The sequence below is a fragment of the Paraburkholderia sp. C35 genome, assembly GCF_003121405.1.
Classification (GTDB): Bacteria; Pseudomonadota; Gammaproteobacteria; order Burkholderiales; family Burkholderiaceae; genus Paraburkholderia.
The window spans coordinates 1-18,343 of sequence record NZ_QBUY01000141.1; the positions used below are offsets into that span (position 1 = coordinate 1).

At 61.5% G+C, this 18,343-nt stretch carries 17 protein-coding genes; 13 read left to right on the plus strand and 4 right to left on the minus strand.

Features of this window, described 5'->3' with window-relative positions; translation table 11 throughout:
- Positions 1-368 precede the first annotated feature (368 nt).
- The 4 genes from rplU (at position 369) to proB (ending at position 3,493) form a co-directional block, all read left to right on the plus strand.
- Positions 369-680, plus strand: a complete 312-nt coding sequence (gene rplU, locus DK391_RS40365) for a 50S ribosomal protein L21 (protein ID WP_007747161.1) — start codon at positions 369-371, stop codon at positions 678-680.
- Between the two features lie 24 nt (positions 681-704).
- Complete coding sequence (gene rpmA, locus DK391_RS40370) at positions 705-968, plus strand: 50S ribosomal protein L27 (RefSeq protein ID WP_109483597.1); 264 nt, start codon at positions 705-707, stop codon at positions 966-968.
- A gap of 221 nt (positions 969-1,189) precedes the next feature.
- Positions 1,190-2,302, plus strand: coding sequence for an Obg family GTPase CgtA (gene cgtA / locus DK391_RS40375; protein WP_109483598.1), 1,113 nt, complete (start codon positions 1,190-1,192; stop codon positions 2,300-2,302).
- Between the two features lie 72 nt (positions 2,303-2,374).
- Positions 2,375-3,493: a glutamate 5-kinase gene (gene proB / locus DK391_RS40380; protein ID WP_109483599.1), complete on the plus strand. Its 1,119-nt coding sequence runs from the start codon at positions 2,375-2,377 to the stop codon at positions 3,491-3,493.
- Between the two features lie 121 nt (positions 3,494-3,614).
- Here the strand turns inward: proB and DK391_RS40385 are convergent, their stop codons facing one another.
- Complete coding sequence (locus DK391_RS40385; RefSeq protein WP_109483600.1) at positions 3,615-4,196, minus strand: CNP1-like family protein; 582 nt, start codon at positions 4,194-4,196, stop codon at positions 3,615-3,617.
- A gap of 75 nt (positions 4,197-4,271) precedes the next feature.
- The gene (locus DK391_RS40390) at positions 4,272-4,970 is read right to left on the minus strand and encodes an RNA pyrophosphohydrolase (protein WP_109483601.1); all 699 of its coding nucleotides are present in this window, start codon (positions 4,968-4,970) and stop codon (positions 4,272-4,274) included.
- Between the two features lie 300 nt (positions 4,971-5,270).
- On the opposite strand from DK391_RS40390, the gene DK391_RS40400 reads away from it, so the two are divergent.
- A complete protein-coding gene (locus DK391_RS40400; RefSeq protein WP_109483603.1) occupies positions 5,271-7,007 on the plus strand; it encodes a proline--tRNA ligase in 1,737 nt (578 codons plus the stop codon).
- Positions 7,008-7,019: 12 nt separating this feature from the next.
- On the plus strand, positions 7,020-7,625 hold the full coding sequence (locus DK391_RS40405; protein ID WP_109483604.1) for a MarC family protein: 606 nt from the start codon (positions 7,020-7,022) through the stop codon (positions 7,623-7,625).
- A gap of 89 nt (positions 7,626-7,714) precedes the next feature.
- Here DK391_RS40405 and DK391_RS40410 read toward each other — a convergent pair whose 3' ends face one another.
- Positions 7,715-8,266: a hypoxanthine-guanine phosphoribosyltransferase gene (locus DK391_RS40410; RefSeq protein WP_109483605.1), complete on the minus strand. Its 552-nt coding sequence runs from the start codon at positions 8,264-8,266 to the stop codon at positions 7,715-7,717.
- Positions 8,267-8,420: 154 nt separating this feature from the next.
- Positions 8,421-9,788: a signal recognition particle protein gene (ffh, locus tag DK391_RS40415; RefSeq protein ID WP_109483606.1), complete on the minus strand. Its 1,368-nt coding sequence runs from the start codon at positions 9,786-9,788 to the stop codon at positions 8,421-8,423.
- Positions 9,789-9,865: 77 nt separating this feature from the next.
- Here ffh and ccsA point away from each other — a divergent pair, with 77 nt between their 5' ends.
- The 7 genes from ccsA to DK391_RS40450 all read left to right on the plus strand — a co-directional run bounded on the left by ccsA (position 9,866) and on the right by DK391_RS40450 (position 18,070).
- The gene (gene ccsA / locus DK391_RS40420; RefSeq protein ID WP_109483607.1) at positions 9,866-10,804 is read left to right on the plus strand and encodes a cytochrome c biogenesis protein CcsA; all 939 of its coding nucleotides are present in this window, start codon (positions 9,866-9,868) and stop codon (positions 10,802-10,804) included.
- Between the two features lie 5 nt (positions 10,805-10,809).
- On the plus strand, positions 10,810-11,133 hold the full coding sequence (locus DK391_RS40425) for a PP0621 family protein (RefSeq protein WP_109483608.1): 324 nt from the start codon (positions 10,810-10,812) through the stop codon (positions 11,131-11,133).
- Positions 11,130-11,750: a 1,6-anhydro-N-acetylmuramyl-L-alanine amidase AmpD gene (gene ampD / locus DK391_RS40430; RefSeq protein WP_109483609.1), complete on the plus strand. Its 621-nt coding sequence runs from the start codon at positions 11,130-11,132 to the stop codon at positions 11,748-11,750. The genes DK391_RS40425 and ampD overlap by 4 nt, the downstream gene beginning before the upstream one ends.
- Positions 11,751-12,248: 498 nt before the next feature.
- Positions 12,249-15,263 (plus strand): ribonucleoside-diphosphate reductase subunit alpha, encoded by a 3,015-nt coding sequence (locus tag DK391_RS40435; protein ID WP_109483610.1) that lies wholly within the window; start codon positions 12,249-12,251, stop codon positions 15,261-15,263.
- 640 nt (positions 15,264-15,903) lie between these two features.
- Positions 15,904-17,118, plus strand: coding sequence for a ribonucleotide-diphosphate reductase subunit beta (locus DK391_RS40440; RefSeq protein WP_109483613.1), 1,215 nt, complete (start codon positions 15,904-15,906; stop codon positions 17,116-17,118).
- Positions 17,119-17,197: 79 nt separating this feature from the next.
- Positions 17,198-17,527 (plus strand): hypothetical protein, encoded by a 330-nt coding sequence (locus DK391_RS40445; protein WP_109483611.1) that lies wholly within the window; start codon positions 17,198-17,200, stop codon positions 17,525-17,527.
- A 30-nt stretch (positions 17,528-17,557) separates the two neighbouring features.
- A complete protein-coding gene (locus DK391_RS40450; RefSeq protein ID WP_109483612.1) occupies positions 17,558-18,070 on the plus strand; it encodes a histone H1-like DNA-binding protein in 513 nt (170 codons plus the stop codon).
- Positions 18,071-18,343: the final 273 nt, after the last annotated feature.

Genomic DNA, 18,343 nt, shown 5'->3' on the forward strand with positions numbered 1-18,343 from the left:
TCCTCTGGGTGCACCGCCTCCCCTCGTCGGCCTGCGGGGGCGGGATGACGCCGCCCACGTGCTGCTTGGCTTCGGCGATCGGAGGGTGCTGTTTGGGTGGGTTTGGGGGGGGGGTGGCGGTTGACGACATGGTGACGGATTCGGGTAGTGCCGCGAATTATAAGGCGAACTGCAGTATTTCCGCGCCGATCACCAATTGTTCATGGCCGTTTTGGCCCGTTGGCGCATCAATCGCTGGTGTTTGTCGCGCATGGGACGGGCAGGCGCGGTTGTTGTCAACTGTTTTTGACCGCGCAGCTAACTCTATGTATAATCGAGGGTTTCCGCGCGTGGTGCGTGGGGAAAATGAATCCAGAGTGAGGTTTTCAATGTACGCGGTCATAAAAACCGGCGGCAAGCAGTATAAGGTTGCTGTCGGCGAAAAACTTAAAGTAGAACAGATACCGGCAGACATTGACGCTGAAATCACGCTCGACCAGGTTCTCGCAGTAGGCGAAGGCGAATCGATTAAGTTCGGTACGCCGCTGGTCAGTGGGGCTTCCGTCAAGGCTACCGTCGTCTCCCAAGGTCGTCACAAGAAAGTGACCATCTTCAAGATGCGCCGCCGGAAGCACTACCAGAAGCATGGCGGCCATCGCCAGAACTACACCGAACTGCGTATCGACGCGATCAACGCGTAAGCGCATCGGGCAAGGAGCTAACAAATGGCACACAAAAAAGCAGGCGGATCGTCCCGGAACGGCCGCGACTCCGAGTCGAAGCGACTTGGCGTGAAAGTGTACGGCGGTCAGGCAATCCTGGCTGGCGGCATCATCGTGCGTCAACGCGGCACGCGTATGCACGCTGGCGAAAACGTCGGTATCGGCAAGGATCACACCCTGTTCGCGCTGACGGACGGCCACGTCAAGTTCACGACGAAGGGCGCCGGCAAGAAGCATCTGGTCAACGTCGTCCCGGTTGCTGCCTGAGTTTAGTCAGGCACGGGCTTCAGGACCGGAAAAAAGGCCCCGCGAAGTTTGCGGGGCCTTTTTGTTTGCGGGTCTTACCGGGCTTTCGTTCGCTGACCTGCATCGTCGCGGCGTATCGTAGTCGCGATCAGACAAGAATCAGAAGCAAACTGGCCGTTCGGCCAATGGTGCACGCGCGTCGCGCGCGGCAAAATAGCAATACACACGGGACGGAGTAACGCATGAAGTTCATTGACGAAGCGAGGATTGAAGTCATCGCCGGCGACGGGGGAGATGGCAGCGCGTCGATGCGCCGCGAGAAGTTCGTCCCGTTCGGCGGTCCGGACGGCGGCGACGGCGGTCGCGGCGGCAGCGTTTTTGCAGTCGCTGATCGCAATATCAACACGCTGATCGACTATCGCTACGCGAAAAAGCATCAGGCGCGCAATGGCGAAAATGGTCGCGGCTCTGACTGCTATGGCAAGGGTGGCGACGACATCACGTTGCGCATGCCCGTCGGCACGATCATCACGGACATGGATACGGGCGAGCTGATCGCCGACCTGACCGAGCACAACCAGGAAGTGCGCGTTGCGGAAGGCGGCGCGGGCGGTCTGGGCAATCTGCACTTCAAGTCGAGCACGAACCGCGCGCCGCGCCAGAAGACGGACGGCAAGCCGGGCGAGCGCCGCATGGTGCGCCTCGAACTGAAGGTGCTGGCGGACGTCGGTCTGCTCGGCATGCCGAACGCGGGCAAGTCCACGTTTATCTCGTCGGTGTCGAACGCAAGGCCGAAGATCGCCGATTATCCGTTCACGACGCTTGCGCCGAACCTCGGCGTGGTGCGGGTCGGGCCGAGCCGCAGTTTCGTGATCGCGGACATTCCGGGCCTGATCGAAGGCGCGGCGGAAGGCGCGGGCCTCGGCCATCAGTTCTTGCGGCATTTGCAGCGCACGGGCCTGCTGCTGCATATCGTCGATCTCGCACCGTTCGACGAAGCCGTCGATCCCGTGGCGGAAGCGAAGGCGATCGTCAACGAACTGCGCAAGTACGACGAACAGCTGTTCGACAAGCCGCGCTGGCTCGTGCTGAACAAGCTCGACATGGTGCCTGAAGACGAGCGCGAAGCACGCGTGTCCCAGTTCCTGAAAGACTTTGAATGGGACGGTCCGGTGTTCGAAATCTCGGCGCTCACAGGCCAAGGCTGCGAAAACCTTTGCTACGCGGTGTACGACTACATTTCCGAGCATTCGGACGCGCACCGCGAGGCGGAAGCCGAAGATCTGGCCGCCGACGTGCGGTTCCGCGAGCAGCAGGCAGGCGGCGCGGGCGCACCCGTCGAGCCGCAGGAGTAACAGCCGTACCCTGGATGCCGGCGCACTCCCAGCATGCGCCGGTCTTACGAATCATCTTGGAGACCGCGCACAATGCGTTCCGTTATCGCAGATTCCAGGCGATTGGTAGTGAAAGTCGGCTCGAGCCTCGTCACCAACGACGGGCGCGGCCTGGATCACACGGCAATTGGCCGCTGGGCCGCCCAGATTGCCGCGCTGCGCGAGCAGGGCAAGGAAGTCGTCCTCGTCAGCTCGGGCGCAATTGCGGAAGGTATGCAGCGCCTCGGCTGGACCAAACGTCCGCGTGAAATCGACGAGTTGCAGGCGGCGGCTGCCGTCGGCCAGATGGGACTCGCGCAGGTGTACGAAAGCCGTTTCGCCGAGCATTCGATCCGCACCGCGCAAATCCTGCTGACCCACGCCGACCTCGCCGACCGCGAACGCTATCTGAATGCGCGCTCCACGCTGCTGACGCTGCTGCGTCTTGGCGTCGTGCCGATCATCAACGAGAACGACACCGTCGTCACCGATGAAATCAAGTTCGGCGACAACGACACGCTCGGAGCGCTGGTCGCGAACCTGATCGAAGGCGACGCGCTGATCATTCTCACCGACCAGCAAGGTCTCTTCACCGCTGATCCCCGCAAAGATCCAAACGCGACGCTCGTCCAGCAAGCGGACGCCGGCACGCCTGAACTCGAGGCGATGGCAGGCGGCGCAGGCTCGAGCATCGGTCGCGGCGGCATGTTGACGAAGATTCTCGCGGCGAAACGCGCGGCGCACAGCGGCGCGAATACGGTGATTGCAAGCGGCCGCGAGGCCGACGTGCTCGCACGGCTCGCATCGGGCGAGGCAATCGGCACGCAACTGATCGCGCGCACGGCCCGCATGGCCGCGCGCAAGCAGTGGATGGCGGACCATCTTCAGGTGCGCGGGCATGTGGTGATCGACGACGGCGCGGTCGAGAAGCTCACGGAAGGCGGCAAGAGCCTGCTGCCGATCGGCGTGGTCGGCGTGCAGGGCGCTTTCGCGCGCGGTGAGGTGATCGCGTGTCTTAGCGCGTCGGGGCGTGAGGTTGCGCGCGGGCTGACGAACTACAGCAGCGCCGAGACGAAACTGATCCAGCGTCGTCCGAGCGGAGAAATCGAGACCGTGTTGGGCTACATGCTGGAACCCGAGTTGATCCACCGGGACAATCTGGTGCTCGTGTAGCAAAAGCGGTTCATATCCGCACTGATCGTAAAAAAGCCGTCCCATCGGAAAGATGGGACGGCTTTTTTGTTGTGCCTACATCGACCGCGCAGCCTGCGTTGCACGAATCGAGCGCTGCGAATCAGCCTCCGCGAATCAGCGTACTGTTGGCCCGCTTGTACCGGATGTTGTTCAGGATCACATCGGCCTTGCCAACCGGAATCTTGCTCGTGCAGAAATAATCCTGATACAGCGCCGCGTGATACGCGTTCAGATCGCCGTTTTCGATACGCGACCAGTCGTTTTCGACCGTGCGATCCCAGCCATCGTGGTCCGCGTTAAGGCCCGCATACAGCTTCCACGAGTAATCTTCGCAGCGAATGCCTTCGTAGTTCACGTTGCGCGCGCCGCTCGGGCTCGTGATCACCACCGTGTAGCGGATCACGCCGTCGCTATCGACCGTCAGCGATTTGTCGTCGACGGCAAACTGCAGCGGCGTGTTCTGCGAAACGTTGAACGGCAGCAGATTGCCTTCCTGCGGCATCGCAGGCAGCGCATCGACCTTCTTTTCGGTCCACGTCGACGGCCGGTCGAACAGATACTGAAAGTCGCTCTTGGGCCCTTCAGCCTTTCCATCAGTGTTAGCAGGAGTCTTGGTGCTCGAACAGCCAGCCAGCAGAACGCCCGCGGCGACACATGCCACGGCGAAAGCAGATACTTTCAATGTGATTTCCTCGAAACGCCGGCGCAGCGTGTCTCACGCCGCACCGGCAGATGCGGCGTGGACAGCCGCTTGGCGTCAGTCGCGCAGCCCCGGGGCCTGAACAACGGCCGGGTCTTCCGTCGACGAACAGTCAGACGAGATTGTCGCATGCAGCGTCGTTTCGACTGCAATTGTCGTGGTGACCGTGGTCACCGACATCGCAGACTCAATCGACGCGCCAGGCGGTGCATTCACCGACGACGCCATCCGTGGATAGCGTTGCCCGTGATGATGGCCACCGGGCCGTTCCGTACGGGGCGCAGGCCGCCGCAGGAAGCGGGACAACTCCGTTAACGCCAGCTGATACACATCCCGCTTGAACTCGATCACACAGTCGAGCGGCACCCAGTACTCGTTCCAGCGCCAGGCATCGAACTCAGGGTGATCGGTTGCGCGCAAACAAATGTCGCAATCGCGTCCGACCATCCGGAGCAGGAACCAGATCTGCTTCTGGCCGCGGTAATGGCCGCGGACCTCACGCTTGATGAACTTGTCAGGCACCTCATAACGCAACCAGTCGCGCGTGCGACCGATAACCTTGACGTGCTCTGGATGCAGGCCCGTTTCTTCGTGCAATTCCCTGAACATCGCCTGCACGGGGGTTTCACCATACTTGATGCCCCCTTGCGGAAACTGCCAGGAATGTTCACGCAGACGCTTGCCCCAAAACACCTCGTTGTGCGCGTTCAAGAGGATGATGCCGACGTTCGGGCGAAAGCCTTCACGATCCAGCATACAACCACCTTCGAATCCTTTAAAATTGCTTTGATTATAAACAGATAACGGGTCCTACGCACCGCCTCGCACCAGATTGGCGCGATTGTCCGCAACAGGCCGCGTGCTGCGCTGCGAAAGCCGCTTTCCGATACTTCTGGAGCATGGTCGGACAAGCGCCCGACCATGCGACAATCGCGTTTCGGTCGCTTTTCGGCCTACAGTTGCGTGCGCCGGTTCGACCCGGCGCTCAGGCGCGCGAACCCCTCGTCTTACCCTTTCGGGCGGCCCCTTTGGTCCGCCGCTTTTGGAAAATTCTGAATGAAAGCCTCCCGATTCTTTATTGGCACCCTGAAGGAAGCGCCCGCCGACGCGGAAATCGTCAGTCACAAGCTCATGGTGCGTGCCGGCATGATCCGGCGCGTGGCTGGCGGCATCTACAACTATCTGCCAATTGGCCTGCGCTCGATCCGCAAGGTGGAAGCGATCGTACGCGAGGAAATGAACCGGGCAGGCGCGATCGAACTGCTGATGCCGGCTGTGCAGCCGGCGGAGCTGTGGCAGGAATCGGGCCGCTGGGAAAAATATGGTCCCGAACTGCTGCGCTTCAAGGACCGCAAGCAAACCGACTTTGTGATCGGACCGACGCACGAAGAAGTCGTGACGGACATCGCGCGCAACCAGATCAAGAGCTATCGCCAGTTGCCGGTGAACTTCTATCAGATCCAGACGAAGTTCCGTGATGAAATCCGTCCGCGTTTCGGCGTGATGCGCGGCCGCGAATTCATCATGAAGGACGCGTATTCGTTCGATAAGGACATGGACGGTCTGCGCGAGTCGTATCGCAAGATGTACGACGCGTACGTGCGCATCTTCACGCGCCTCGGCCTCGATTTCCGTGCAGTCGCCGCGGACAACGGTTCGATCGGCGGCAGCGGTTCGCATGAATTCCACGTGATCGCCGATACGGGCGAAGACGACATCGCGTACTGCCCGACCTCGGAATTCGCATCGAACGTCGAAGCGGCTGAAGCGTTGCCGCTGATCGCCGAGCGCGCCGCGCCGACGGAAGAGCTGAAGAAGACGCCGACGCCGGGAAAGGCCAAGTGCGAAGCCGTCGCCGAGCATCTGAACATTCCGCTCGAAAAGACCATCAAGTCGATCATCCTCGCGACGGAAAACGAAGGCGCCGAGCCGACCATCTGGTTGCTGATGCTGCGCGGCGATCACGATCTGAACGAGATCAAGGTCAACAAGCTGCCGGGTCTCGCCGAATTCCGCATGGCGACTGAAGCCGAAATCGTCGAGTGGTTCGGTACGCCGCCGGGCTACCTCGGCCCGCTCAACACGAAGAAGCCGGTCAAGGTGATCGCGGATCGCACGGTCGCGAACATGAGCGACTTCGTGGTCGGCACGAACGAAGTGGATTTCCACACCACCGGCGTGAACTGGGGCCGCGATCTGCCGGAACCTGTCGTCGCGGATATCCGCAACGTGAAGAAGGGCGATCCGTCGCCGGACGGCAAGGGCGTGATCGACATCTGCCGCGGTATCGAAGTGGGCCACGTGTTCCAGCTCGGCACCAAGTATTCGGAAGCGATGAACGCGACGTTCCTCGACGAAAACGGCAAGCCGCAACCGATGCAGATGGGCTGCTACGGCATCGGCGTCACGCGTATTCTCGGCGCCGCGATCGAGCAGAACTTCGACGACAAGGGCATCATCTGGCCGGAATCGATTGCACCGTTCGAAGTCGTGCTGTGCCCGATGGGCTACGACCGCAGCGACGCCGTGCGCGAGCAGGCCGACAAGCTGCACGATGAACTGACGGCAGCGGGCATCGACGTGATTGTCGACGATCGCGGCGAGCGTCCGGGCGTGATGTTCGCTGACTGGGAATTGATCGGCGTGCCGCATCGTCTGGTGATCGGCGACCGTGGCCTGAAAGACGGCAAGATCGAGTACCAGGGGCGTCGCGACACGGAAGCGACGCTGCTGCCCGTCGAAGGCGCGGCGCAGACTGTCATCGACAAGATCAACGCAGCGCTCGCGCGCTGATGGGAGCGGACGGTGGAGTACAACTTCCTGTCTGCAACCGTCCTGCTCATACTCATCACTGATCCACTCGGCAACATCCCGCTCTTCATCAACTGTCTGCGGGGTGTTGCGCCTCACCGGCGCATTCGCGTGATTCTGCGCGAAGTCGCCATCGCGTTTGCGATCCTGCTGGTCTTCATGCTCGTCGGCGACCGCTTTTTGCGCATGATGAGTCTCACCGATCTGTCGTTGCGGATCGGCGGCGGGATCGTGCTGTTCCTGATAGCGCTGCGCATGATCTTTCCGCATCCCGATGGCCCGTTCGGCGCTGACACGCGCGCCGCCGAGCCGCTGATCGTGCCGCTCGCGATTCCCGCACTCGCCGGACCGTCGGCGCTCGCGACGGTGATGCTGCTGACGTCGCAGGCGCCGAACAAGATGCTCGAATGGATGGCGGCGCTGACGGTGACGATGATCGTCTGCGCGATCGTGCTGGTGCTCGCGGAGCGCATTCAGCAGTGGCTTGGCGAGCGCACGGTGATGGCGTTCGAGCGGCTGATGGGCCTCGTGCTCGTCGCGATTTCAGTGGAGATGATGCTGGGCGGAATCCGCACTTTCGTGCATCAGCTAGATCACTAGCCGTCGCGGCGGAAAGAACGTAGCAACAAAAAAGCGACCTCGAAGGGTCGCTTTTTTATTTGCAGCTTGAGTCAGCTGGCAGGCAGGTATCAGGCGCCTTCCGTCAAAGCGCGGATCGTCGGCAGGTTGCGCCAGTAACCCTTCGCGTCCATCCCGCAGCCGAACACATAGCGATCCGGCACTTCGAAACCGCAATAGTCCGGGTGCAGCGGCTTGGCCTTCTGCAGAATCTTCTCGCACAGCACCGCGCTCATGAAGCGCTTCGCGCCCATGTCCATGATGCGGTCGCGGATGGCGGCCATCGTCTCGCCTTCATCGAGGATGTCGTCGAGCACCAGCACCACGCGATCCTTCACCGAACCCGACGGCGCCACACGCCATTGCATCTCGGCGCTGCCCTTGATCGCGTTGCGATAGCGGGTGAGGTGGATGTAGTCGAACTCGAGCGGGAAATCGAGATGCGGCAGCAGCATGCCCGTGAACACTGCTGCGCCACCCATCACCGACAGCACGAGCGGAAATTCTTCGGCCATTTCGGAGCGGATGGCGTCGGCCATACGGGTGATGGACGCGTTGACGTCGCTGGCCGAAACGATTTCTTCGGAGTGACTGAAAATGTGGAGAGCTTCTTCGCGATTCATGACGTCTGGCGGGCGGTAACTGTATACATAGTGTGAGAGACAACGACCCTGCGCGCTACAGCATATACCCGCGCCTTGATTCGGCATACGCGCCGGGTCTTGCTGGCCGTCGTGCGCATCTATTTTCGACGAAGCGCACGACCGCCGAAAAAAATCAGCGCATGCCCGGCAACATCCCCTTCATGCCGCGCATCATTTTCTGCAGATTGCCGCCCTTGAGCTTCTTCATCATGGTGCGCATCTGGTCGTACTGGTTCAGCAGGCGGTTCACTTCCTGCACCTGCACGCCCGCGCCCGCGGCGATACGGCGCTTGCGGGTCGCCTTGATGAGGTCGGGCTTGGCGCGTTCCTGCGCGGTCATCGAGTTGATGATGCCTTCCATGCGACGCATCTGCTTTTCGGCCTGGCCCATGTCGGCGCCCGACGCGGCCTGCTGGAACTGCGCCGGCAGCTTGTCCATCAGCGACGACAGGCCGCCCATTTTCTTCATCTGCGAAAGCTGCGCACGGAAATCGTTCAGGTCGAAATCGCCGCCTTTCTTGACCTTGTCGGCGAGCTTTTGCGCGGCCTGAACGTCGACGCCGCGCTGCGCTTCCTCGACGAGGGCAAGAATGTCGCCCATGCCGAGAATCCGGTTCGCCATGCGGTCCGGATAGAAGATTTCGAGGCCGTCGAGTTTTTCCGCGACACCGACGAACTTGATCGGCTTGCCCGTCACGTGACGCACCGACAGCGCCGCGCCACCGCGCGAATCGCCGTCGAGCTTGGTCAGCACGACGCCCGTGAGCGGCAGCGTGTCGTTGAACGCCTTGGCGGTGTTCACGGCATCCTGACCGAGCATCGCGTCGACGACGAACAGCGTTTCAGCCGGATTGAGTTCCTTATGCAGCGCGGCGATTTCGTTCATCATCGCCTCGTCGATACCGAGACGGCCGGCCGTATCGACCAGCAGCACGTCGTGGTAATGACGCTTCGCCCAATCGACCGCGGCGCGCGCGATATCGACAGGCTTCTGGTCGGGCTGCGACGGGAAGAAATCGGCGCCGACCTGTTCGGTCACCGTCTTCAGCTGCGCGATAGCGGCGGGGCGATACACGTCGCACGAGACCGTCAGCACTTTCTTCTTGTACTTCTCGCGCAGGAGCTTGGCGAGTTTGCCGACCGTGGTCGTCTTACCTGCGCCCTGCAGACCGGCCATCAGGATGACGGCGGGCGGCGTGACGGCGAGATTCAGTTCGACGGCCTTGCCTTCGTAGTCGCCGCCGATCACGGCCGTCAGCTCGCGCTGCACGACGCCGACCAGCGCCTGACCCGGCGACAGGCTGCTGAGCACTTCCTCGCCGAGCGCCTTCTCCTTCACCTTGGCGATGAAGTCGCGCACGACGGGCAGCGCCACGTCCGCTTCGAGGAGTGCAAGGCGCACTTCGCGCAGCATCTCCTGGGTGTTCGACTCGGTGAGCCGGGCTTCGCCGCGCAGCGTCTTGACGACGTGCGCCATCCGTTGAGTGAGGTTGTCGAGCATGGGGGCGATGAGCAGTGCGGCCCGTTCTCACCGCGCGAGAGCGGCGGACTTCGTAGGGCCTGGTGTAAACTTCCAATATGGATATTGTACTGTATGCCCTCACTGCGCTCCTGTACGGCGGTTTAGCCGTCGCGGGCTGGCGCGCGCACCGGCAGGCGGCGTCGCAGCCGATGCTCGAAAGCGTGTCTCCGCTTTCTCCCGCCGCGCCGCTGCCGGCGGGCGGGCGAGGGCTGGCGGCAGCATCGGCTGGCATGTCGATGACGACGCGTGTCGTGACGCTCGCCGCACTGCTCGCGCATGGCGTGCTGCTGCACACCACCATCTTCCCGCACGACGCGATGGTGTTCGGTTTCGCGTTCGCGCTGTCGGCGATGTTCTGGCTCGGCGCGGGCATCTACTGGATCGAGAGTTTCTTTTTTCCGCTCGATGGCCTGCGTCTGCTGGTGCTGCCGCTCGCGTGCATCGCGTCGCTGCTGCCGCTCGTGTTCAGCGGCGTGCACGTGCTGTCGTATGCCGCCGATCCGCTCTTCAAGCTGCACTTTCTGATCGCGAACATCGCCTACGGTCTGTTCGTGATCGCCGCGCTGCATGCCATCCTGATGCTGCTCGTCGAGCGTCGTCTGCACGCGATGCGCGGCGGTGCACTCGCGCGTGGTGCCGCGAGCAACAACGGCTGGCTGTCGAGCTGGCTCGACACGCTGCCGCCGCTACTCACGCTCGAGACGCTGCTGTTCCGTCTGATCGGCGCGGGCTTCGTGCTGCTGACGCTGACGCTGGTATCGGGCATCCTGTTCAACGAGCAACTGCTCGACCGCGCGCTGCAACTCGATCACAAGACCGTGTTCGCGCTGCTGTCGTGGGTGATGTTCGGTGCGCTGCTGACGGCGCGTAAAGTGTCGGGCTGGCGTGGTCGCGCGGCGTTGCGCTGGGTGCTGGCGTCGTTCGTCGCGTTGCTGCTGGCGTATGTCGGCAGCCGTTTCGTATTCGAGGTGCTGTTGCACCGTCCTGTGGTCTGAGTGTCATGCGACAAATTTTTCTGCTGATCCTGTTGTTCATCGTCGGCCAGTGGCTGGTGAAGGCGCTGCGTCGCGCCGATGCATCGCGTACTTCGGCGCGCACGGGTGCGGGCGGTGACGCCGCCGCCAACGCGCGGCCGGGCGCTGGCGCTAATGGTCAAACCAGCGGCAAGACTGCGGGCCAGCTCGCCGAGCCGATGATCCGTTGCGCCCAATGCGGCGTGCATGCGCCGAAGAGCGATTCTGTGCTCGTCGCGGGGCAGACCTTCTGTTCGCACGATCACGCGCAGCGTTACGCCGCACGCCCGACGGGCCGCGACGCACGATGACGCAACACGTCAACGCGCGCTTCACCGTCGATGCAAACGGCTGGATCAACGAAGCACGCAAACTGCCGTCGCCGAATTTCGAGGTGCGTCCAGACGGCGCACGTCCCACGTTGATCGTCGTTCACAACATCAGCCTGCCACCGAATGAATTCGGCGGGCCCGGCATCACGGATCTCTTCCTCAATCGTCTCGACTGCGACGCGCATCCGTACTACGACACGCATCTGCGCGGCGTGCGCGTGTCGGCGCATTTCGTGATCCGCCGCGATGGCGGGCTCGACCAGTTCGTGTCGTGCGACGAGCGGGCGTGGCATGCGGGTGCGTCGAACTTCTTCGGACGCGAGCGCTGCAACGACTTCTCGATCGGTATCGAACTCGAAGGCAGTGACGTGTCGCCGTTCGAAGCGGCGCAATATGAGACACTCGCGCCGCTCGTGCAGACGCTTGCCGCGCACTACGCGATCGATTCACTCGCGGGTCACTCGGATATCGCGCCGGGACGCAAGACCGATCCGGGTCCGCATTTCGACTGGCCGCGTTTGCAGCGCGACAGTGCGCTGGCTGATCCGTACTTCCCCTATCTGCATCCGTCCGCACGCAAGCCGATAACGTCGTAAGCGGGTTTCTTTTCTGTGCGCCAGGCAACAGACGACGCAAGCGCATTGTGTTCGCCCCTTCATTTGCCCGACAGCTTTTTCTGACGCGGCCATCGCAAAAGTCAAGATCGTATGACCAAATAAAAGAATTTGCGATGGCTGTTCAGTACACTATACTTCGTGCCGTTAATCAGTTTTTGCACAAGATGTAGTGTTTGTCAGGCGGCGCCCCGCTCCATGAGCATGGCGCCGTCAGCATTACCGGCACTGAAAAATCTGATGCGGCGCAACCAGTTACGAGAACTTGTGCGTCGGCAAATTCGAAGAAAAGGCGCAGCCAAGTGATCGCGACACGCACAACGTTGAAGTACGTCCCGACGGATCTGTCGCATCCGGCCTGTCTGTTTCACGGTTCCCGCTGTTCCTCTTCTTCACCCTCATCGCATGCGTCCGGGGTGGCGCAGCGTTTGTACTAATCCGCGGTAACTCCGCACTATTCCAAGACCAGGAGCTTTGCACATGCAAACCACCGACAACGTGACGACCCGGTTCGAAGGCGCACCCGCTGGCCGCCCCGAAGGGCTCGCTCAGGGCGCTGACGCGCGCGCGCCGCAGACGAGCTACGCCGACTACAAGGTGATCCGTCGCAATGGCAGCGTGGTGTCGTTCGAGCCGTCGAAAATCGCCATCGCCGTGACGAAGGCGTTTCTGGCCGTCAACGGTGGTCAGGGCGCGGCATCGGCACGCGTTCGCGAACTGGTCGAGCAGCTCACGCAGAACGTCGTGCGCGCGCTGGTGCGCAGCCGTCCGAATGGCGGCACGTTCCATATCGAAGACATCCAGGATCAGGTCGAACTCGCGCTGATGCGCACGGGCGAGCACAACGTTGCGCGCGCCTACGTGCTGTATCGCGAGAAGCGCAGCCAGGAACGCAGCCACGAGCCGGAAGTCGCAGCCGGCACCTCGGGCCTGAACGTGACCGACAACGGCATCACGCGTCCGCTGGATATGGCAGCGCTGCGCGGCATCATCGAATCCGCTTGCGCAGGTCTGGGCGATGCAGTCAGCGCCGAGCCGATCGTCACGGAAACGATCAAGAATCTGTACGACGGCGTGCCGATGAGCCAGGTCTACGACTCGGCCATCCTCGCTGCACGCACGATGATCGAAAAGGATCCGGCCTACAGCCAGGTCACGTCGCGCATCCTGCTGCACACGATCCGTCGCGAGATCCTCGAAGAAGAAGTCACGCAAGCCGAAATGGGCGAGCGTTACGCTGAATACTTCCCGCTCTTCATCAAGCGCGGCGTGAACGCCGAACTGCTCGACGACAAGCTCCTGCAGTTCGACCTGAAGCGTCTGGGCGCCGCGCTCGACGCGAACCGCGACCTGCAGTTCGGCTACCTCGGCCTGCAAACGCTGTATGACCGCTACTTCCTGCATAGCGACGGCGTGCGTATCGAAATGCCGCAGGCATTCTTTATGCGTGTCGCAATGGGCCTCGCGCTGAACGAGATCGACCGTGAAGCGCGCGCGATCGAGTTCTACAACGTGCTGTCGTCGTTCGACTTCATGTCGTCCACGCCGACGCTGTTCAACTCGGGCACGCGCCGCTCGCAACTGTCGTCGTGCTACCTGACGACGGTCGACGACGACCTCGACGGCATCTACGAAGCGCTGAAGGAAAACGCGCTGCTGTCGAAGTTCGCCGGCGGTCTGGGCAACGACTGGACGCGTGTGCGTGCGCTCGGTTCGCACATCAAGGGCACCAACGGTAAGTCGCAGGGCGTCGTGCCGTTCCTGAAGGTCGTCAACGACACGGCTGTCGCCGTGAATCAGGGCGGCAAGCGCAAGGGCGCGGTGTGCGCGTACCTGGAATCGTGGCACCTGGACATCGAAGAATTCCTCGAGCTGCGCAAGAACACGGGTGACGACCGTCGCCGTACGCACGACATGAACACGGCGAACTGGATTCCCGACCTGTTCATGAAGCGCGTGCACGAAGGCGGCGACTGGACGCTGTTCTCGCCGTCGACCTGCCCGGATCTGCATGACCTGTTCGGCGCAGAGTTCGAGAAGGCCTACACGGCTTACGAAGAGAAAGCAGCGCGCGGCGAGATCAAGCTGTTCAAGAAGATTCCCGCAGCGCAACTGTGGCGCAAGATGCTGGGCATGCTGTTCGAAACGGGCCACCCGTGGATCACGTTCAAGGATCCGTGCAATGTGCGCTCGCCGCAACAGCACGTCGGCGTCGTCCACTCGTCGAACCTGTGCACGGAAATCACGCTGAACACGAGCGACGCCGAAATCGCCGTCTGTAACCTCGGCTCGGTGAACCTCGTCGCGCATCTGAAGGAACAGGCCGACGGCACGCTCGCGCTCGACCACGACAAGCTCAAGCGCACCATCAGCGTCGCGATGCGCATGCTCGACAACGTGATCGACATCAACTACTACGCGGTTGCCAAGGCGCGTAACTCGAACCTGAAGCACCGTCCGGTCGGCATGGGCATCATGGGCTTCCAGGACTGCCTGCACCTGCTGCGCACGCCGTACGCATCGCAGGAAGCCGTCGAGTTCGCTGACCGTTCGATGGAAGCTGTCTGCTATTACGCATACTGGGCGTCGACGGAACTGGCCGAACAGCGCGGCCGTTATTCGACCTACCGCGGCTCGCTGTGGGATCGCGGCATCCTCCCGCAAGACTCGGTGAAGCTGCTGGCCGACGCGCGTGGCGGCTACGTCGAAGTGGATTCGAGCGAAACGATGGACTGGGCGTCGCTGCGTTCGCGCATCGCCACGCACGGCATGCGTAACTCGAACTGCGTCGCGATCGCGCCGACGGCGACGATCTCGAACATCATCGGCGTGTCTGCATGTATCGAGCCGACGTTCCAGAACCTGTACGTGAAGTCGAACCTGTCGGGCGAATTCACGGTAGTGAACGACTACCTCGTGCGTGACCTGAAGGCGCGCGGCCTGTGGGACGAAGTGATGGTCGCCGACCTGAAGTACTTCGACGGCTCGCTGTCGCGCATCGACCGTGTGCCGGGCGACCTGCGCGCGATCTACGCGACGGCTTTCGAAGTCGATGCAACGTGGCTGGTCGAAGCGGCATCGCGCCGTCAGAAGTGGATCGACCAGGCGCAGTCGCTGAACATCTACATGGCAGGCGCGTCAGGCAAGAAGCTCGACGAGGTCTACAAGCTCGCATGGCTGCGTGGCCTGAAGACGACGTACTACCTCCGCACGATGGCGGCAACGCACGTCGAGAAGTCGACGGTCGCACACGGCGCGCTGAACGCAGTGCCGTCGAGCGACGGCGGCGCGGGTGGTGCTGGCGGCGCAGCAGGTGGCTTCGGTGTTGGCGGCGCGTCGTCGTCGGGTGTGACGGGTGGCTTCCAGGCATCCGCAGCATCGGCTGCCGCAGCATCCGCAGTGCCCGCAGTCGAAGCCGCGCCGGAAGCAGATGGTCCCGTCTGCATGATGCGTCCGGGCGATCCTGGCTTCGAAGAGTGCGAAGCCTGTCAGTAACGCGCAGCGCTTCATATAGTAGTGAGTGGTGAATGAGCCGCCGGCGCTCGCCGGCGGCAAGCAGCAAGCAGTAGATCAGGATCAGCAGCAGGTGATGAGCGGCGTCAATCGAACGCGCCGCTCATCGTGAGACGATGCCGGCGCGGCACGTTGCAGCCGGAAGCGAAGTGCACGGCGACAACACGCGGTGGCAACACAAGGCGCAGCGAGGAACATCGCGTGCTACTCAACTCGTCGACGCGTGCGAGAAAACCCTGAAGCGCGCACGCAGGATGAAGTCGGCGAGAGCGCAACATGAGCGCTGATGCATCGCGTGTCCGACGCACTTCGCACACTTCGCGCGACGCAAGCGAAGCAGCAACGCTTCGAGTCCGGACCAACGCAGCAGCATCGCAAACGCAACGCAGAAGCAACGCACACGCATCACTGAAGCAGCACAGAAGCAATGCTCTTTCGATCGTGCATCGCGCTTCATCGACACACGTTTCGATCGACTCGCAACGAGTGACCTTCACACACTGATGAACAAAGTGTTGTATGTAGGTCGCAACGCGATTCGAAAACAGGATTTTTCATGAGCGGACCCTTTTAACGCTCGTGAAAAGATGGTACAAACCGATCTAAATTGATGGTGACATTTATGCTCAACTGGGATGACGAGATCACTGCCGTAACTCCCTCGAGTGCTTCGCAACAAAACACGTTGCGCAACGCTGCGGGATCGGCTGTCGGTTCGCAAGTCGAAACGCGTTCCGCTCATCAACCTTCCTCGGCTGAAAACATCTTCGCGAACGACTTCGCAGTCGCTCCGCCCGTTCAGCCGGCTGTCGCTTCCGAAGCGCGCGTGAATGTCGCCGACAAGCGCATCATCAACGGCCAGACCGACGTCAATCAGCTGGTGCCGTTCAAGTACAAGTGGGCGTGGGAGAAGTATCTGTCCGGTTGCGCGAACCACTGGATGCCGCAGGAAATCAACATGTCCCGCGACATCGCGCTCTGGAAAGACCCGAACGGGCTGACAGAAGACGAGCGCCGCATCGTCAAGCGTAACCTCGGCTTCTTCGTGACGGCCGACTCGCTGGCAGCGAACAACATCGTGCTCGGCACGTACCGCCACATCACGGCGCCCGAATGCCGCCAGTTTCTGCTGCGCCAGGCGTTCGAAGAGGCGATCCACACGCACGCATACCAGTACATCGTCGAGTCGCTCGGTCTCGACGAGGGCGAAATTTTCAACGCGTATCACGAAGTCCAGTCGATCCGCGACAAAGACGAATTCCTGATTCCGTTCATCCACACGCTGACCGACCCGGCCTTCAAGACGGGCACGCTCGAAGCAGATCAGAAGCTGCTCAAGTCGCTGATCGTGTTCGCGTGCGTGATGGAAGGCCTGTTCTTCTACGTCGGCTTCACGCAGATTCTGGCGCTCGGCCGTCAGAACAAGATGACGGGCGCGGCGGAACAGTACCAGTACATCCTGCGCGACGAGTCGATGCACTGCAACTTCGGCATCGACCTGATCAACCAGATCAAACTCGAAAACCCGCATCTGTGGACGGCTGAGTTCCGCGCCGAAATCCGCGAAATCTTCAAGCATGCGGTCGATCTCGAATATCGTTACGCAGAAGACACGATGCCGCGCGGGGTGCTCGGCCTCAATGCGTCGATGTTCAAGAGCTATTTGCGCTTCATCTGCAACCGCCGTTGCCAGCAGATCGGTCTCGATCCGCTGTTCCCGAACGAGGAAAACCCGTTCCCGTGGATGAGCGAGATGATCGACCTGAAGAAGGAGCGTAACTTCTTCGAGACTCGGGTTATCGAATATCAGACCGGCGGCGCGCTGTCCTGGGAATAACCCAACGCGTCGTGTATGTATTTGATGGGGTTGCCGCTGGCCGTGCCGCGGCAAGTTTGGTGAGGAGCATGATCGCCTGATGCAGAGCGTGCCCGGTGCGCCGTGGATAACCATGGCCTATAAAGATCACAGGCACTTTGCGAACCCTTCAGTGGGATGGGCAAACTTCCCCCCGGAAAAAGCCGTTCGTGAAAATGCGAGCGGCTCGATCAAACGATTAGCGGCGTCGGTATCCGACGCCGACTGGACTTGGCGCGCTGTGCCCGATGATGGCACGGCGCGCCTTACCGTATTCATTAGCGTAAGCGCGCTGGAGCTGCGTACGCCGATGAATAGCCCGCTTTGTAGTGGCCGCCGTGAGAAGCGTCCGCGGGAAGCGGGTTTTGACGAAGGGTGTAGTTTGAACTGACTCACATCTCAAAACCTGAAGGAGAAAATGATGGCACTCGCCAAGAAGAAACCGGCAGCCAAGAAGGCTGCAGCAAAGAAGGTTGTCGCGAAGAAGGCAGCGCCGGCGAAGAAGGCAGCTGTGAAGAAGGTTGCTGCTAAGAAGGTCGCAGTGAAGAAGGTTGCAGTGAAGAAGGTTGCTGCGAAGAAGGCAGCACCGGCGAAGAAGGCAGCTGCGAAGAAGGATGCAGCGAAGAAAGTCGCCGTGAAGAAGGTTGCTGCGAAGAAGGCTGCGCCGGCGAAGAAGGCTGCAGCGAAGAAGGCTGCTGCCAAGAAGGCGCCTGCTAAAAAGGCTGCTGCCAAAAAGGCTGCGCCTGCGAAGACGGCTGCCGCGAAGAAGGCCGCTGCGCCTGCGAAGAAGGCTGCCCCTGCGAAGAAGGCTGTGTCGAAGAAGGCAGCACCTGCTCCGGCTGCGCCCGCTGCTTCGACGGCGCCGGCTGCTACGGTGAAGACGGCTCTGAACCCGGCAGCGGCATGGCCGTTCCCGACGGGCAGCCGTCCGTAATCGTTTGACGCACGTCAGTGCGTTGTTTGACTGAGCAGTAGTGCTCAGTTGGGCTTGATCCCGTTGCCAGGGAACTGGTGGCGGGATTTTTTGTTTTTTGGGGTTTGGGTTTGGTTTGTCTTCGACGGTGTTGGGGTTGGGCGTTGGTTGGTCGATGGTCGGGCGATGGCATCCGCGATATGACTTCCCCCTTCACGCGTCGCCCCTGTGCGGGGCAGCACCTACTTTTCTTTGCCGCGGCAAAGAAAAGTAGGCAAAAGAAAGCCGCTGAAC

Bases quoted from the DNA above. Each gene is read 5' to 3' on its own strand.
- DK391_RS40400 (WP_109483603.1), top strand. From the start codon at position 5,271: ATGAAAGCCTCCCGATTCTTTATTGGCACCCTGAAGGAAGCGCCCGCC.
- DK391_RS40445 (WP_109483611.1), top strand. From the start codon at position 17,198: ATGCAGAGCGTGCCCGGTGCGCCGTGGATAACCATGGCCTATAAAGAT.
- ffh (WP_109483606.1), bottom strand. From the start codon at position 9,788: ATGCTCGACAACCTCACTCAACGGATGGCGCACGTCGTCAAGACGCTG.
- DK391_RS40390 (WP_109483601.1), bottom strand. From the start codon at position 4,970: ATGCTGGATCGTGAAGGCTTTCGCCCGAACGTCGGCATCATCCTCTTG.
- DK391_RS40425 (WP_109483608.1), top strand. From the start codon at position 10,810: ATGCGACAAATTTTTCTGCTGATCCTGTTGTTCATCGTCGGCCAGTGG.
- DK391_RS40450 (WP_109483612.1), top strand. From the start codon at position 17,558: ATGGCACTCGCCAAGAAGAAACCGGCAGCCAAGAAGGCTGCAGCAAAG.
- proB (WP_109483599.1), top strand. From the start codon at position 2,375: ATGCGTTCCGTTATCGCAGATTCCAGGCGATTGGTAGTGAAAGTCGGC.
- DK391_RS40440 (WP_109483613.1), top strand. From the start codon at position 15,904: ATGCTCAACTGGGATGACGAGATCACTGCCGTAACTCCCTCGAGTGCT.
- ampD (WP_109483609.1), top strand. From the start codon at position 11,130: ATGACGCAACACGTCAACGCGCGCTTCACCGTCGATGCAAACGGCTGG.
- rpmA (WP_109483597.1), top strand. From the start codon at position 705: ATGGCACACAAAAAAGCAGGCGGATCGTCCCGGAACGGCCGCGACTCC.
- ccsA (WP_109483607.1), top strand. From the start codon at position 9,866: ATGGATATTGTACTGTATGCCCTCACTGCGCTCCTGTACGGCGGTTTA.
- rplU (WP_007747161.1), top strand. From the start codon at position 369: ATGTACGCGGTCATAAAAACCGGCGGCAAGCAGTATAAGGTTGCTGTC.
- cgtA (WP_109483598.1), top strand. From the start codon at position 1,190: ATGAAGTTCATTGACGAAGCGAGGATTGAAGTCATCGCCGGCGACGGG.
- DK391_RS40410 (WP_109483605.1), bottom strand. From the start codon at position 8,266: ATGAATCGCGAAGAAGCTCTCCACATTTTCAGTCACTCCGAAGAAATC.
- DK391_RS40435 (WP_109483610.1), top strand. From the start codon at position 12,249: ATGCAAACCACCGACAACGTGACGACCCGGTTCGAAGGCGCACCCGCT.